General features: G+C 38.6%; 14 protein-coding genes. 8 read left to right on the top strand and 6 right to left on the bottom strand.

Going from position 1 to position 15466, the window contains the following annotated elements:
- Window positions 1-10: 10 nt before the first annotated feature.
- Complete coding sequence (locus tag AC1RJ8_RS06050; RefSeq protein ID WP_492953166.1) at window positions 11-712, top strand: hypothetical protein; 702 nt, start codon at window positions 11-13, stop codon at window positions 710-712.
- Between the two features lie 108 nt (window positions 713-820).
- Here the strand turns inward: AC1RJ8_RS06050 and AC1RJ8_RS06045 are convergent, their stop codons facing one another.
- Complete coding sequence (locus tag AC1RJ8_RS06045) at window positions 821-1654, bottom strand: M57 family metalloprotease (RefSeq protein ID WP_492953167.1); 834 nt, start codon at window positions 1652-1654, stop codon at window positions 821-823.
- Window positions 1655-2020: 366 nt separating this feature from the next.
- Between AC1RJ8_RS06045 and AC1RJ8_RS06040 the strand changes: the two genes are divergently transcribed.
- Both AC1RJ8_RS06040 and AC1RJ8_RS06035 read left to right on the top strand, forming a co-directional pair.
- Window positions 2021-2470, top strand: coding sequence for an SRPBCC family protein (locus AC1RJ8_RS06040; RefSeq protein ID WP_492953168.1), 450 nt, complete (start codon window positions 2021-2023; stop codon window positions 2468-2470).
- 256 nt (window positions 2471-2726) lie between these two features.
- Window positions 2727-2975 carry a helix-turn-helix domain-containing protein gene (locus tag AC1RJ8_RS06035; protein WP_492953169.1) on the top strand — a complete coding sequence of 83 codons (249 nt, stop codon included), beginning with the start codon at window positions 2727-2729 and terminating at the stop codon, window positions 2973-2975.
- On the opposite strand, the gene AC1RJ8_RS06030 is transcribed toward AC1RJ8_RS06035, so the two are convergent.
- Together AC1RJ8_RS06030 and AC1RJ8_RS06025 are read right to left on the bottom strand one after the other, a co-directional pair.
- On the bottom strand, window positions 2968-4566 hold the full coding sequence (locus tag AC1RJ8_RS06030; protein WP_492953170.1) for a solute:sodium symporter family transporter: 1599 nt from the start codon (window positions 4564-4566) through the stop codon (window positions 2968-2970). The genes AC1RJ8_RS06035 and AC1RJ8_RS06030 overlap by 8 nt on opposite strands.
- Window positions 4567-4704: 138 nt before the next feature.
- Window positions 4705-4878, bottom strand: coding sequence for a hypothetical protein (locus AC1RJ8_RS06025; RefSeq protein WP_492953171.1), 174 nt, complete (start codon window positions 4876-4878; stop codon window positions 4705-4707).
- Window positions 4879-5330: 452 nt separating this feature from the next.
- Between AC1RJ8_RS06025 and AC1RJ8_RS06020 the strand changes: the two genes are divergently transcribed.
- The 5 genes from AC1RJ8_RS06020 to AC1RJ8_RS06000 all read left to right on the top strand — a co-directional run bounded on the left by AC1RJ8_RS06020 (window position 5331) and on the right by AC1RJ8_RS06000 (window position 10179).
- Window positions 5331-5894 (top strand): porin family protein, encoded by a 564-nt coding sequence (locus AC1RJ8_RS06020; RefSeq protein WP_492953172.1) that lies wholly within the window; start codon window positions 5331-5333, stop codon window positions 5892-5894.
- A gap of 267 nt (window positions 5895-6161) precedes the next feature.
- Window positions 6162-6872 (top strand): RNA ligase family protein, encoded by a 711-nt coding sequence (locus tag AC1RJ8_RS06015; protein WP_492953173.1) that lies wholly within the window; start codon window positions 6162-6164, stop codon window positions 6870-6872.
- Window positions 6856-7962 (top strand): AAA family ATPase, encoded by a 1107-nt coding sequence (locus AC1RJ8_RS06010; protein ID WP_492953174.1) that lies wholly within the window; start codon window positions 6856-6858, stop codon window positions 7960-7962. The genes AC1RJ8_RS06015 and AC1RJ8_RS06010 overlap by 17 nt, the downstream gene beginning before the upstream one ends.
- A 224-nt stretch (window positions 7963-8186) precedes the next feature.
- Entirely contained in the window at window positions 8187-9113 is a 927-nt protein-coding gene (locus AC1RJ8_RS06005; RefSeq protein ID WP_492953175.1) for a sugar phosphate isomerase/epimerase family protein, read from the top strand.
- Between the two features lie 163 nt (window positions 9114-9276).
- Entirely contained in the window at window positions 9277-10179 is a 903-nt protein-coding gene (locus AC1RJ8_RS06000) for an alkaline phosphatase family protein (protein ID WP_492953176.1), read from the top strand.
- A 115-nt stretch (window positions 10180-10294) separates the two neighbouring features.
- On the opposite strand, the gene AC1RJ8_RS05995 is transcribed toward AC1RJ8_RS06000, so the two are convergent.
- The 3 genes from AC1RJ8_RS05995 to AC1RJ8_RS05985 form a co-directional block, all read right to left on the bottom strand.
- Entirely contained in the window at window positions 10295-11854 is a 1560-nt protein-coding gene (locus tag AC1RJ8_RS05995) for a heparin lyase I family protein (RefSeq protein WP_492953177.1), read from the bottom strand.
- Window positions 11855-11963: 109 nt separating this feature from the next.
- Entirely contained in the window at window positions 11964-13973 is a 2010-nt protein-coding gene (gene hepC, locus AC1RJ8_RS05990) for a heparin-sulfate lyase HepC (protein WP_492953178.1), read from the bottom strand.
- 10 nt (window positions 13974-13983) lie between these two features.
- On the bottom strand, window positions 13984-15204 hold the full coding sequence (locus AC1RJ8_RS05985; protein ID WP_492953267.1) for a glycoside hydrolase family 88 protein: 1221 nt from the start codon (window positions 15202-15204) through the stop codon (window positions 13984-13986).
- Between the last annotated feature and the right edge of the window lie 262 nt (window positions 15205-15466).

The following is a 15466-nucleotide window of genomic DNA, read 5'->3' as shown; positions in this document are numbered from 1 at the left end:
AAATTGCATAATGAAAAAAACAACAACAAACTTAACTATGGTAGTCAAAGGATGTGCTTTTGCTTTAATAGTAGGTGTCGTGCTGCAATTTGCGGCTTGCTCTAAAAACAAAGATATTAATCCGACCGATGAAGAAATCTTGAGTAAGAAAATAGAAGATATTATTCCGCAACAGTATGTAGATAGCTTGACCAAACTGGGTTTTACTATAAATAAGGGTACTACGCCCCCAAATATCGATGGTTCTTATTTATTTAAGCCTTTCACCATAAAAAGCAGTAATATACCATACGATAGCTATCAGCCTGGTTATGTGCTTATTGACGGCGTAGTTAAACTTTATGAGCAAAGTACCAGCGATTTCAGCATAAAAATGTTGGGCAAAAACTTTATTGGTACAGCAGATACCAGTGTTGTAACCGCCGTTAGTGGAAGTGGAAATAAATTTACCGTTTACGGAAAGGTAAAAGCGTACAGAAACGGTGGTTATAATTTTTACGCTTTTTTAATGTCTGGAGAAAAAGATGGCAATAATATTAAAAACGGAATTGCAGGTATCATAAACATCGATGATTCTCACACTGGACCTAATACCATTGCAGAGGGGCAAGGCAGAGTTGCCTTTGATGGCGATTATATTTCTGGACCTACAGATTTTAATAGCAAAACCGCTATGATTACCGAAAGAAATAGCATTAGCAGTAAACCATAGGATGGCAACAAAATAAGGCGCTTTCGTTAAAAGCATAAAAAAAGAGGGAGACTTTTCAGCTCCCTCTTTTTTATCTGATCTGTATTTTTTATTTGATCTGTATTTTGTTTATTTATAAAGGTAATTCATAGCAATCACGTCATTTGCGTTAAAGCTGCGGTCACCGCCGTTAGAACAAGCAAGCATAAAAGATTCTGCATCTGCTTTTGAAGGTGTTCCTGGGATTTGTATCGCACCAACTCCCGCTGCTCCTTCATTAGAACGTCTTCCTCCACAGCTATATGCTCTGTTCATATAATCTGTATGGCGGAATCCTATACAATGTCCAACTTCATGTTGTAAAACGGAAGCTACGTACAATAAATTAGGATTTGTTCCATAGGCATTAACATTCGTATTCATTTTAACCTGGTTAAATGGTTCGCCGCTTGAAGTAGGAAAACCAGACGAACCTAAAGTGATATAACCCCCACTTGGTCCTTCGTTAAATCCAAATACATCAATGTTACCTGTAGTGCCTGTACTTGCCCTTTGAAAAGTCATACGCAGGCCTAACGAATTGTATCTTGAAATCATGAGGTCAACAGCATCACTATATACCTGTGGTAAATTGGTAACCGAAATGGTAATCACACGTGGTAGTGCTTTAACAAGATTTGTTGTGCGGTACTGTTCGGTTTCAGCAATGTTTAAATTAGGACTTAAAGATTTTTCATTTAAGTTGGCGTCTGTTAAAAGGATGTCGCCTTCAACCAGGTAACCGTTATCAACTTTACGTGCATTTTCGACACTAAATCCCAGGCTTTTTATTTGTTGTAAAGTATTTGCTGATATTTCGGCTTTGTTGTCAGTTTGTTCAGAAGTATTGTTCTTTTTGCATGAAGATACGCCGAGAAATAAAGCGCATAGTATGCCTAATGATAAAAATTTGGTGTTTTTCATGTTTAAGTTAGTTTAGGTTAATGTGTAATGATCAGATGAATCTAATATATAAACAAATTATATGTAATCAAATAGTTACAATGTTTTTTTAAACGAACACTTATGGTTTTGTTTTTCAAAAGAGCTTGCCTGATCATTTAGCAGTGGTGGATGATTTAATAAAAAGTGTTTTCGCTTAAGACATTTCACCTGGCCGTAAAGCCCCTTCAACATTGTCGCATATCACCACCGGCAAACTCGAATTTACCTGCCATCTTTGTACAGTAAGGAATTAATATTTAAAAAAACAAATTAATGGAGCAGCTACCATTCCAAAAACGGGCGAAACTGAAAAGCCTTAAGAGTAGGAAATTAAAAAAAAAATTTATGTCAAACAACACCGTTTCATTGCACAGAGTTTTAAAAGCGTCGCCAGAAAAAGTATACCGTGCATTTACCGAACCTTTGGCAATTGCTTCATGGTTACCTCCATACGGCTTTCTTTGTACTGTTCACGAAATGACAGTAGTATTAGGAGGTTCTTTTAAAATGTCGTTTCATAATTTTTCTACCTGCAATGGCCATTCATTCGGCGGAAAATACCTTGAAGTAACACCAAATGAGTTTTTAAAGTATACCGATCAGTTTGATGATCCAAATCTGCCTGGTGAAATGATTACTTCAGTTTGGTTGAAAAAGACATTAGTTGGTACAGAAATTAAAATTACTCAGGAAGGAATTCCCTCAGCTATACCTGTAGAGATGTGTTATCTGGGCTGGCAGGAATCGCTTGAAAAGTTAGCTAAGCTCGTCGAACCAGAAATACCAGATGCTTAATTAAAGGAAAATATTTTTTTGAAAGACATCACTCCAGCTAATCTCACAGCTTAAACCCCTCTAAAGTAATTTTGGAGGGGTTTTTCGTGCGCTTACCTGATATTAAGCGATTTTGCCAAAGCGGCCGCCTGTATATTTTATTTCCATTTTAATATTTCATAATTATGGTATTTAGATATTGATTCTTAATTATATTGCCTCGTAACTCAACAATACGGTGCCACTTTTAAAGCTTCGGGTATCCAGTCTGGTTAATATGAGTAAGCGTAATTTTATCCGTCGGTTTAAGGCCGCTACCCATAACACACCCTTCGAATATCTGCAAAGGGTAAGGATAGAATCAGCCAAAAAAGCCATCGAAATGAACCATAAAGATCTGCCATTTATTATGGAAGATACAGGCTATAACGATTTGAAAGCATTCAGGAAAATCTTTAAACGCATTACGGGGCTATCGCCTATGGAATACAAACGAAAATATGAGAGGGGCCCGATCATCAATTAGCGAGGTATGCAGGGGAGAATAATAAAAACAATAAAACCATAATCAACAATAAGAATCCATTAACCCAATAACGATTTTTCCAGGGCTTTAAATCAACAACCTGTTTGTTCTGGGCAAAATAGGGAGTTTTCAATGGATATAATCTTCCTATGATGAGCATAATGGCGGTAGTAACAACAAAAAGAATAGCCAGTACATGCAGGAAGTGGATGCCGGTATCAAAAACCATTTGCGTAAGGATATAGGCAACAAAGCAGAATACCAAACCTATTTTCGCGGCAATTGGCGGAACTTTTTTGGTTGCAAAGCCAACAAACATAATGGTAAAGATGGGGATACTGAATGCCGCATTTATCTTTTGCATAAAGGTATAAAAGCTATCATTGGAAAATATAAATAAGGGTGCAATGAACATGGCCAATAAGGAGGCAAACATTTCAAATCTTTTCGAGCTTTTTAACATCTTGGCCTCGGTAACCACAATACCTTTCTTTTCTTGGGCTGGTTTGTAAATGTTGAGGATAAACAATGTACTTGCGCTGTTTAGTCCTGGGGAAAATGAGGTAATGGCAGCGCCAAAAATAACAGCAGCTATAAAACCGCTGAGCACAGGGGGCGATACATCGCTTACCACCCTCGAAAAAACTTCGGTGGTATTTTGCATATTGCTGTATAGGTGAACGGCAATAATCCCTGGTAACATAAATAATAGGGGCCCAAGGAGTTTTCCTGCGCAGGCCAGTGCAATTCCTTTCTGACTGGTTTTGAGATCAGATGAAGCCAGCGCTTGTTGCACAATTACCTGTTCGGTGCCCCAATAAAAGAGGTTCATCAAAATCATGCCGGTAAAAATGGTCGAAAATGGAATGGCATCGCCTGTTTTTCCTATAGAATTAAAGTGTTCGGTTTTTGAGGTAAGAATGGTGTGTATGCCATTTTGCAGGTCACCATTTCCAACATGTCTCACCCCAAAATAGGCCAATAATAATGCTCCGGTAAACATGCAGGCACCCAATACCAGGTCAGAAATAACGATGGCTTTTAAGCCGCCCAATATAGAATATAAACTGCCTACAAGCCCGATGCACCAAACCAAAATCCAGATGCTGCTGCCATAACTGATTTTCCAGATATCGGAAAAGTGAAACAAGCCATTTAACGCCACAGCACCACTATAGAGTACAATAGGCAAAAGGTTAACGAGGTAACTGATCAGAAAAAGAAAAGATACGAGTTTCTTGGTTTGCGGATCGTACCTACTTTCCAGGAAATCGGGGGTAGTAGACATGGCGCCCTTCAAATAAACCGGAATCACAAATTCTGAAACCAATAACATGGCAAATACAGAACTTACACCCCATGCCATTACCGTCATATTGTTTATGTACACCGATTCGCTACTGCCGACAAATTCGGCCGCACTGATGTTGGTGAAAAATAATGCACTTCCTACAGCGGTAAAGCTTAAGGTACGGTTGGCCAGGAAAAGCCCTGCTGAGGTCGTAATTTTATGCTTTCGGGTTTTAATCCACGAAATTAATGCAACCAGAAAGGTTACCACTATAAAAGTAACGAACGCCGTAGTATTCATGTGCTTTAGCTTATGGAGAATTTCTTTTGATGAGTACTGTTGGAATGATTTCCTGTATTTTTTTCTTTTTTTAGCACCGCCTGTGCGACTTTTTTGCCCATTAACCAAAATCGGCCGAATAAGTGGTAATGCCTCCACCTATAAGTCTTTCATTACCGTTTCGCGGGCAAAACCAAGTTCTTTAATCAAAACATTGATAGAAGGCAGCGCTTCTCCTTTAGAAATAATCCTTTCATCAATGGCATAAATAAATCCCTGAACAAACTGCTCATGTTTTGAATAAGAGGGTATTTTTTCGAAAATAGTGATCATAAAGTAGATTGGACTACACTAGTCTATAGGTTTTGAATTCTTGTTCGCCTTTCGATTACAAGGTAATAAAATTCAGCTAATCAATAATCGAAAAAAAAATATTTCAGGCCTCATTTTGTTTTATATTGATCTGTAAAGGTAGTTTTTGTAACGATAAAGACACAAAATAGACTAGATTAACTTCATTCCATCATATGCTTATTTTATTTTTTTTATGGCGTAGGCAATGTGGTTAAGTTAAGTACTATGCCATTGTCAGTCTGAGCTTGTCGAAGACTTTTCTATGGTCGAAAACGGAAAAATATTTGTCCTTCGACAGGCTCAGGATGACAATGTTTTTCGTTTTCTCCTTAAAAATTAATGACATTGGGCGTAGGGGTAAATACAAATGTTGTTGTCATACTTTCAAAACACAATAAATATTCAATTATTTAAAAACAAAAAGTATGAAAATGAACAAGTTTTATTTATTAGTTGCTGTTATGGTTATTACAGCGGGATTGGCAAAAGCACAAGATGCAGACCTGGTATTTGGTGTAAAAGCTGGTGTAAACTATGGAACATTGCCAACAAGTTTAAAGGCCATAACAGATAAAAAAGGAAAGGTAGGTTATAATTTTGGGGTATTTGCACGGGTTGGGAAATCGCTATATTTTCAGCCAGAATTGAACTATGTTAGCTTTAATAGTTCATATGTTTATGCAGCTAACACTTATAGCCCTAAATTTAACCAACTTAACTTACCGCTTATGGTTGGATATAAGCTTATCGATACGGAGGCCTTAAATTTCAGGGTATCTGCCGGGCCTGATGTTAATTATACCCTTAACGAAGCAAAAGGGCCAGTTGGGTTTGATTATAAAAAGCTTAATTTCGGTGGAGTGATCAATGCTGGGGTAGATATTGGCAATATCAGTATCGACGCCAGATACAGTAGAGGCCTTACCAAAATTAATAAAGGCCTGAATGAAAAAACCGGTTTGTTTAATCTATCTGTGGGATTTAAATTGTTTTAAGACACTTCTTTATTTCTCTGGTTCATAAGTTTAAATATTGAAAGAACATAAATCCATTTTTCGCTAAAGAAAAATGGATTTTTTTGTTAACTTCTTAAATAACATTTCTTTAGTTAAAAGAAACTAAATTAGTTTTATTACTTTTGTTGCCAAACGAACTATTTAAGTCTTGTGTCATGTAATATCATTTGCATATAAATGTTGAATGACCTTTCCCACCCGGGGAGGGAGTAATTACTGTTTATTTTTTACTTTACTTATTACAATATGGCTATTTCACAAAAATATGGTCGTACTTATCACTATCCGTTTTCGCCGGGAACAACCAGCGATGACAGGATCCAGCACGACTATTGGGAATATTTACAAAAAATCCCTACACTTATACACACCGAAAAACTCGATGGCGAGAATAATTGCCTATCTAAATACGGCGTGTTTGCCCGCTCACATGCGGCACCAACAACATCACCATGGACTGAAAGTCTTAGGCGTTTTTGGCAACTTGCAAAACATGATTTGGGAGATTTAGAAATCTTCCTGGAAAATTTATATGCCATCCATTCTATTGAATACCGGAATCTGGAACATCATTTTTATGTATTCGGTATCCGCGAAGGCGACCATTGGCTCAGTTGGGACGAAACGCAGTTTTATGCAAATATGTTAGATTTGCCCACCGTTCCTGTGATTAAAATAGAACAAAAACCAGAAAATCAACAGCAATTCGAAAAAGAAATACTCGAGCTGGTAAAGGGTACAGGTAAATTTGATGCCTATGATTTTTACGATAAGACCCAGGTTACCATGGAAGGAATTGTTAGCAGGAATGCCGATGCTTATGCCGTTGATGATTTTACCCAAAATGTGTTCAAATACGTACGCAAAGGCCATGTTAAAACTGATGAGCATTGGACCAGAAGCTGGAAACGTGCATCACTGCTAAATGAAGGAGGTAAGCATGTGGACATTAAGTGAAAATAAACAATGGGCTGATCTTGAAATTCGCTTTGACTGGGTAAAGCGAATGGCAGGTGTTCAACAAGACTCACGCTATCATGCAGAAGGTAACGTGGCCATACATACGCAAATGGTGTTAACCGCTTTACAAAATGAACCTGCTTTTAAAGATTTATCTGAACAAGATCAGGAAATTTTATGGGCAGCTGCTTTATTGCACGATGTTGAAAAATACAGTACCACTGTTTTTGAAGCAGACGGAAGTATTACCTCAAAAGGACATGCGCGTAAAGGAGCTCAGTTTGCTAGGCAATTTCTGTATCAGGTTGAACCAACGCCTTTTGCCATCCGTGAGCAAATTGTAGGCTTGGTGAGGCATCATGGTTTGCCAATTTGGTTGTTCGAAAAAACCGATCCTGTGAAAGTTTTAGTTAAAGCAAGCATGGAAGTTAATCTGCAATGGTTATGTTTATTGGCAAAAGCAGATATGCTTGGTCGTATTTGTGATGATCAGGAAGAAATGTTATATCGAATAGCTTGTTTCGAAGAGTTTTGCAGGGAAAAAAAATGTTGGGAAAATCCATATAGGTTTAAATCAGACGCTGCACAAATGTATTTTATGCAACATGATGATGCTTATTTAGATTACATCCCATTTGATGAACCAGTAACGGAAGTTGTTTTGATGAGTGGTTTGCCCGGTGCCGGAAAAGACACCTATATTAAAACACATTACGCAGATTGGCTAATAATCTCTTTAGACAGTATCCGTAAGGAAAAGGGCATATCTCCAACAGATAAAGCAGGTAATGGGAGGGTAATACAAGAAGCAAAAGAGCAAGCCAGGGTTTATTTGCGTAAACAGCAATCATTTGTTTGGAATGCGACCAATACAACAAGTCAGATGCGCATGCAGTTAATTGATCTGTTTAGTATTTACAGGGCAAAAGTAAGTATTGTTTATATTGAAGTGCCTTACCAACATTTGCACGTTCAGAATAAAAATAGATCTGCTATTGTACCTGCGGGAATACTTAATAAATTGGCGCACAAACTCGAAGTACCCGCACAGTGGGAGGCACATCAGGTCGTTTATCAAATTCGATAACAGCTGTTTTAAGTTCGCAATTACGCGAGCTATGGTAGAAATCATTGGGAAAACATCCTGTTGCTAATACAGCCCTTCAGCGTATTCTGAAGGGCTTTTTTATGCCTCTGACAGTATTTTGGATTTTTATTCCATTAATTTATAAATGAAATCACCTTTTAATATGGGCTAAATTCTTTAAAAACTAAAAATGTGTAACTTGAATCCATAAAACATATATCAAAATGAAATATAACCGACGCGATTTTATAGGCGGTAGCATGGCCCTTACATCTGCTTTATTTTTAACACCATTGGAAACATTTAGCACACCTTCTTCCGGAACTGAAAAATGGACAAATGGTTTCGCCCTAAAAATCATGGCGCCGTATTGGGGCTTTAATGGCTCGGTAACCGATTTTTGTAAAAAAGCAAAAGATTCAGGCTATGATGGAATAGAAATCCTTTGGTCGGCAGAAATTGCAGAGGAGTTATTTAGAGCGTTAAAAAAATATCAATTAGAAGTTGGTTTTCTTTGCCGCGGAGATGAAGCCCTTCCAGCACCGCACTTTGCAACTTTTAAAAAAGTGCTTAAAGAAGCCATTGAGCATCGATATCAAAAACCTTTGTATATAAATGTTCATTCCGGAAAGGATTTTTTTCAATATCAGGACAATAAAAAATTCATTGATTTTACTGTTCAGTATGCTAAAGAAACAGGGGTTCCAATTTATCATGAAACCCATCGGTCGCGTATGCTTTATTCGGCTCCGGCATCACTACAATATTTACAGCAAAACCCTGATCTAAGACTAACGCTCGATATTTCTCATTGGTGCAATGTGAGCGAAAGTTTACTCGAAGATCAACCGGAAACTGTGGCACTTGCCATTTCACGTACCGATCATGTTCATTCCAGGGTTGGCCATGCAGAAGGGCCACAAGTAAGCGATCCAAGAGCTCCGGAATGGAAGCAGGCAGTTGAAGCACATTTTACCTGGTGGGACAAAGTTGTTGCCATAAAGAAACAACAAGGTAAAGTCCTGACCATGTTAACGGAATTTGGCCCGCCCAGTTATATGCCAACAACTCCGTTTACCAACCTTCCAGTTGCCGATCAATGGGAAATAAACGTATATATGATGCAGACCTGGAGAAAAAGATATTTGTAGGTTTCCCAAGAACAAAATTTCTTAAGCTACAATACTAGTTGCCTTAGTTTAAATTGATTAGTCGATATGGTGTTGATAACAACTTTTTTACCATTTGTTTAATTTAGTTAAACAAATGTTTAGTAATTATGCATCTTTATAACGATAAATTATTAAGGTTTTTATGAGAACAGTTTTTTTCAACATGATGGTAATATCTCTACTATCATTACCGGCAATGGCCCAGCGTAAAGCTCCGCACGTATTAATTATCGGCCTTGATGGCTTTAGTGCCGAAGGGTTTAAAATGGCTAAACATCCAAATCTTGATAAGTTATTCGCCGATGGTGTACTCTCGTTAACTACAAGGCCTGTAATGCCATCGGTTACCTTACCAAATTGGACAAGCCATGTAACGGGTTCCGGACCGGAGGAGCATGGAATTACAGCCAACGATTGGACGCTGCAGAAACACACTCTGCAGCCAATAGAAACAGATGCGGACGGCTATTATCCATCTATATTTAAAGTATTAAAAGACGGGGTTCCTACTGTTAAAACAGCTTATTATTATAATTGGAAAGAACTGATTAACCCAATTAATCAGAAATATCTGGATGAAGTATCTTTTGAAGAAAAAGATGAATATAAAGAGAACTACCAGAAAGCTTATGATTTTATGGTAAAAAACAAACAGAACCCTACACTTACCTTTTTGTACAGCGTACACACCGATCATGCAGGGCATGGTTTTGGTTGGATGACCCCGCAATATATTAAGGCTATTGAAGAGGCTGATGTTGCAATAGGTACTTTACTGGAAAAATTAAAAACCGCTGGCATTTATAAAGACACTCATTTCTTGTTAATTACCGATCACGGAGGTGTAAATAAAGGGCATGGAGGTGTATCGATGGCAGAAATGCAGGTGCCTTGGGCAATTACTGGCCCACAGATTAAAAAAGTTGGATTAATTACCTCTTTTAATAGCAATAAAAATACGAGTTTAGTATTGGCAAAAATTTTCGGACTCACTAAATTGCCAGATGCATGGACAGGAACGGTGCCAAAAAATGTATTTAAATAGATTTACAAGGAGAAGATCTGTATAATAAGGTAGCAAAAGATTAAACCGGATAATGGATTTTCATTACCCGGTTTTTTATTGGTTAATTACATTGAGATCTATTCCTTTTGGCGATTTAAGGGATAGGTAAAACCTGCCCATTCACTTGAAAATCGTTAACACCAACACTGGTACTCCCGCTGGTTGCAGTGGCGCCATATGCATATAACCTAAAGGTAACAGCGGTATTGATATTGGTAAGTGCCGATGCATTGAATGAGATCATGGTTGGCGTAGTGGTGCCGCTGATTGTAACAGGGGCTGATATATTGCTGGCAAAATTATCAATGCTGGAGCGGAGCACAAATGTGTTCGGGTGTGTGGTACCGCCCCTTAGTACTGTAAATTTAATGTCGCTAAAGTTAAAATAGTAGCCACTTACTGGTTCTAAGTGCAGCTCGTAATATTCTGTTGCATCAAAGGCTGATGGTGTTGTTGCAGATATGGCATTTACCCATCCATTTACCAGGTATCGCCCACCCGGGCCTGGTGCACCGCTGGATATACCCGCTGCCGATAGCGTTGAACGTGAAAAATCAGACCGTGGTGTGCCCACAACATTATCAACTGCATTTGGCGCAGGACTGGTACTGTTAATATATACAATGTTTTGTGGGGCCTGGTATTTTATGTTGGGATGGATATAAACATGACTGGTATTATTATAAGCTGTAGGATTGGTAATGTTTGATACAATTGTATAAGGGCCATCCAGATAAGCCGGATTAGCATCTGGAATACTGTTGCCCCAGATCAGGCCTGTTGCAGTGGGTGGCTGATTAAGGTTGATGATCCTGATATCATCATGATAAACGGTACGGGTACTATTAGGCGGTACTACATATAATCCCCATTTAATGTAGCCTATGTTTCCATCACTAACGTTGCCAGTAAAGGTAGAATAGTTTGTTTTTTCATCTGCCAAAACATAGTCGCTTTGTCCTGGGAGTTTCATATAAGTTCTCATATAGCCGGTAGTAGAAGTGGCCCAGAGTACGTCTATTCTAAATTGGAGCCATTGGTTTACATATGGCTGCAAGTCAGTTATGATGTCTTTCGTCGATACGTCCTGATACCTAATCCTCACCGCATTTCTTTGTGCACGTATCATCAGAGGAACATTTTCCCCGCCTGATACTTTAAGTTGAAAAAGGTTGCTTTCGTTAGTTGGATCTCCGGTATTCCAAACCGGCCAATCTTTTAACATCACACTAAATTCGTAGCGGCGTTCATCGCCAGGGAAATAACGGGCTGGAAAAAATTGTTGAGCATCGCTCTCACTTCTCCAGTTGCCGTCTGAATTATAGCCCGAATCGCCATATACTACTTTATGCGCTATTGCATGGTTTGATGGTGATGCACCGGGTGATACAATATAAGCGGCATCTGATGCAGTGGCATTGGTAGGATTTATGCCCGTGATACCAGAGTTAAGTGCTCCATTTTCGTAATTTACGTCTAATATTGTATCGCCATAGCCCAGATTTGCTTGTGGGCCGGTAGCCATTTTCGAAATAGAGAATTTTGCGGTCTCGGTTCGGCTGGTCAGGCCATTTTCAATTTTACTGCAGGCGCTAGCCAAAAATAATATGGCTATTGCCATATACTTTTGTAGATAAACTGATTTTTTTTTCATGTGGTTCTTTTTTGGTTAGTTGAAGGTTGATTATGTTTATGATATCATGTAAACTGTTTTAGTAGGTAAATAAAAAGCGGTAATGTTTTAATCATTACCGCTCTGTTTATTATTTAATAGTTGTTTTAATCTCAGTCTTTTTACCATCAATGGTTAGCGCAAGGTTAATTTCGCCTTTTTCAAAATTATTGCCAGCGTTTTCTTTTAGGGTAATTTCTGGAGCCTTATCTCCATCAAAAGGATAGAGTACCGAAACAAATTGTTGTGTATTGGCGTCTTTTTTTGCCTTTTCGAATACAAAAGCCGGGCGAGGCATTTCCTGGTTATAGACATAGGAAACTTTACCTTCTTCTTCCTTAAGCGTAACTTTATCCACATTTAACAATTGGAACAATAGGTTATTCCCATCATTGTAAGTAGTATATACCTTATTCTTAACCTGATCAAAAACAGGTTTACTATCCTCTTTTAGTTGGAAATGGACACCCAGGTTTCCGGTAGCTTTACCAATGGCTTTGTCAATAATCAAAAAATACTTTTGGTTAATAAATAGTACACTGCGCTGGTGATTCAAATCGGCATAACTAGGGTTGGTATAGGTTAGTATATCTAGTTTTCCTTTTCCCTCTCCTCCAGGGGAGGGTTGGGGTGGGCTGGTTTCCCATTTATCCTGATGCGCTTTGGTAATTACCATGTTCTGGTTATCTAAAGTTAGTGTACTGTGTATCCTGGTTTGGCGGTACCAGTTCCGTTTTTTGGTAACTTCTGCATCACCACTATATAAATAACATCCTGCATCAGGAGTGAAATTTCTGCCTTTAATCCACAGTTCGAAAGTTCCGTTATCGGGTTGGGCATGAAATTCTCCCGGAGGACTGGCTTTTAAGATCATTACGGTTGATTTATCGCTCCACCCATTTCTGAAAGTGTAAAAGCCGGCAGTTGTTAGCCCATACGATAAATAGTTGGGTAAAGCACCACTTGCGCCATCAGTAGCGAAATATTTTATCTCCTCATTATCTGGGAAAGTCTTAGACCAGGCCGCAAATGCCTTTATCCTTGAGGCTTTTTCGACCGGCCACGAATCGCCGAACATTGGGTTGTTATAATCAGGGAACGACATATTGGCCGTAGCTACAACCATATTTTCTACCGTTTTGATATAACTTTCTGGAAATTCTTTTTCTGCACCCGCCAATTTAGCCGAGTTGTAGGCTTTAAGGAAAATATCAATACTGGCTACATGGTAAGTTGGCGAAAGTTCCCATTGCATTCCGTCTGGATATACCTGTTTTTTAATTTCTCGGTTAAGCACCTCGATACCACTTTTGCGCCAGTTCGCCGCTTCCTTAAGTTCAGGAAAAATGCTGCCAGCACCTAAAACACGCTGTGCTTCGAACAATAAATGATTGCCCTCTTTGCTGTAGTTTTTTAGAATGTAATCGGTTTGCTGGTTAAAAAGGTTTAAAAACTCCAATAAAAAGGCCGGCGTAAAGTTCGGCGAGCCTACAAATAAATTAAAGGTACCCGGCAAGCTTTGGGTGCGTTCTGATACTTCTAATGGACGCCAGGCAAAACTGTCGTTTTCTTTCGATTTACCTAAAGGGTTTTTCTTGGCCCAATCTCTAAACTGAAAAATCCATTCTTTAGCATACTTTTCATCGCCACTGCTGCGGTAGGCCATACCCATGGGCTGCCACCAGGTAACACGGTGTAACTGCCAACGTACTTCATTGTCTTTTACCGGCCAAAAATCCCAGTTAATATCAGTGCCATAATCATAATAGCCATAACCTTTTTGTGGCTGAAATTTGTGTTCCAGGGCATTGTCGGCCTTTATCTGGTTGGCTTTACCAATATCTTTCCCCCTAAAGCGGGCTTCATCGCCAACATTAAAATCAGGGTGTTTTACCGTTTTCCGGTTACGGTAATAGGTTAACAGTGCTTTGGCTGCACCGTTATATTCGCCGGCATTAAAGAGTTTGTTTACTTTTTCTAAACCCGGATAAGCAAGATTAATTTCGTCGAAGCTTTCTTTAGTAATGGCCACTTCCTGGGCATTTGTATTTAAAGAGGCAGAAACCAATACGAATAAGCTTATGATATATTTTAGTTTCATGGGTTATAAATTAAGATTTCAGTAAATCTTTTAAATCTATATTTTTAATGGCTACATAACGTTTTAAGGCTTCCAGATAATAATAGTCGGCATAATCTAGCGGTGTATCAATCTCCGAATTGTATAAAAATGCACCTACGCTATGTTTCAACAAAAAATATTGGTTTTCGCCGGGTTTGGCTAAATATGCATCAGAAGAAAGCGATTTTAAAATATCTTCCGCATAATCAACATATTTTTTTCCATCTTTTACCTGTGTACTTAAATCCAATAAAGCCGATGCAATTACTGCCGCTGCAGAGGCGTCTCTAGGTGCCCGTTCTGCAGTATCCATCGCATTATGTACGTCTAAATCCCAAACCGGAACTTTATCTTTCGGCATACGTGGATGGTTCATGATAAATTTAGCTATGTTTTCTGCCTGTGTTAAAAAAACAGGGTTTTTAGTATTGGCATAACACATGGTAAAGCCATATAGTCCCCAGCCCTGGCCACGTGCCCAGGCCGACTCGTCGGTAACACCCTGGTGAGTTCTTTTGGCCAATACCTTACCCGTTGCAGGATCATAATCAACTACATGGTACGAGCTGAAATCTTTCCTGAAATGATTTTTCATGGTTGTAGTGGCATGGGTGCTGGCTGCATTTATATAACCTGGTTTTTTAAATTCTTTACCAGCCCAGTACAAATATTCAAGGTTCATCATATTATCTATAATTACCGGATAGTGCCACCAGGGAAAATCCCACGATCTGATTACACCTACTTTTGGCTTGAAACGGTTGTACAAGTGTTGTGCGCCATCGGCCAATACAGGTAAATAGGTTTTATTTCCGGTAATACGATAAGCATTTCCATAAGAACAATAAAGCATAAAACCTAAATCGTGCGAATTGGTAATGTTGCGGACGGTATCAAGTGCGAGTGTGAATTTTTTAGCTTCTTCGGCCAGGTTTTTATCGCCTGTAAGTTCATAGCCATACCACAAACTGCCCGGAAAAAATCCCGTGGTCCAATCGGTTACACCTGCTGTTCTTACTGTACCATTAGGGTTAATAGAACGTGGGTTTTGCCCTGGCCTATAGGTAGCTGCCGCTTTATTTAATTGAAATGCAATTACATCACTTACTTTCTTTAACCAGGTTTGCGGCGGGTTGTGTTGTATTGGCCTGGCATAACAGTTAAGTATAAATGTGGCTGTTAGTAATACTAAGCAAAAAGCTTTTTTCATCATGTTGTGGTTTGATTCTTTGATAATTGTTTTGTAAAGTGAAGTTATGGGGGTTGAAACAAAAACACTTTTGATTATTATCAGAAATATTTTGATTTTGGTTAAAAGCACATTTTAATAGACTATTTTCTGGAGTGTTGTTCGTTTAGCTTTTTACCACAGATGGACACAGATAAGCACAGATATTAATATAGAATCTGTGCTTATCCTTTTTATCTGTGTTTAAGCTTTCGTTTGTCGTTAATGCCTAACAGGCATTGCG

It is taken from the genome of Pedobacter sp. GW822-FHT03F06, assembly GCF_058801365.1.
This window is presented reverse-complemented; position numbering and strand designations above follow the sequence as displayed.

What these genes read in the sequence shown, in the direction of transcription:
- AC1RJ8_RS06050 (WP_492953166.1), top strand. Translation starts at nt 11, where the DNA reads ATGAAAAAAACAACAACAAACTTAACTATGGTAGTCAAAGGATGTGCT.
- AC1RJ8_RS06045 (WP_492953167.1), bottom strand. Translation starts at nt 1,654, where the DNA reads ATGAAAAACACCAAATTTTTATCATTAGGCATACTATGCGCTTTATTT.
- AC1RJ8_RS06040 (WP_492953168.1), top strand. Translation starts at nt 2,021, where the DNA reads ATGTCAAACAACACCGTTTCATTGCACAGAGTTTTAAAAGCGTCGCCA.
- AC1RJ8_RS06035 (WP_492953169.1), top strand. Translation starts at nt 2,727, where the DNA reads ATGAGTAAGCGTAATTTTATCCGTCGGTTTAAGGCCGCTACCCATAAC.
- AC1RJ8_RS06030 (WP_492953170.1), bottom strand. Translation starts at nt 4,566, where the DNA reads ATGAATACTACGGCGTTCGTTACTTTTATAGTGGTAACCTTTCTGGTT.
- AC1RJ8_RS06025 (WP_492953171.1), bottom strand. Translation starts at nt 4,878, where the DNA reads ATGATCACTATTTTCGAAAAAATACCCTCTTATTCAAAACATGAGCAG.
- AC1RJ8_RS06020 (WP_492953172.1), top strand. Translation starts at nt 5,331, where the DNA reads ATGAACAAGTTTTATTTATTAGTTGCTGTTATGGTTATTACAGCGGGA.
- AC1RJ8_RS06015 (WP_492953173.1), top strand. Translation starts at nt 6,162, where the DNA reads ATGGCTATTTCACAAAAATATGGTCGTACTTATCACTATCCGTTTTCG.
- AC1RJ8_RS06010 (WP_492953174.1), top strand. Translation starts at nt 6,856, where the DNA reads ATGTGGACATTAAGTGAAAATAAACAATGGGCTGATCTTGAAATTCGC.
- AC1RJ8_RS06005 (WP_492953175.1), top strand. Translation starts at nt 8,187, where the DNA reads ATGAAATATAACCGACGCGATTTTATAGGCGGTAGCATGGCCCTTACA.
- AC1RJ8_RS06000 (WP_492953176.1), top strand. Translation starts at nt 9,277, where the DNA reads ATGAGAACAGTTTTTTTCAACATGATGGTAATATCTCTACTATCATTA.
- AC1RJ8_RS05995 (WP_492953177.1), bottom strand. Translation starts at nt 11,854, where the DNA reads ATGAAAAAAAAATCAGTTTATCTACAAAAGTATATGGCAATAGCCATA.
- hepC (WP_492953178.1), bottom strand. Translation starts at nt 13,973, where the DNA reads ATGAAACTAAAATATATCATAAGCTTATTCGTATTGGTTTCTGCCTCT.
- AC1RJ8_RS05985 (WP_492953267.1), bottom strand. Translation starts at nt 15,204, where the DNA reads ATGAAAAAAGCTTTTTGCTTAGTATTACTAACAGCCACATTTATACTT.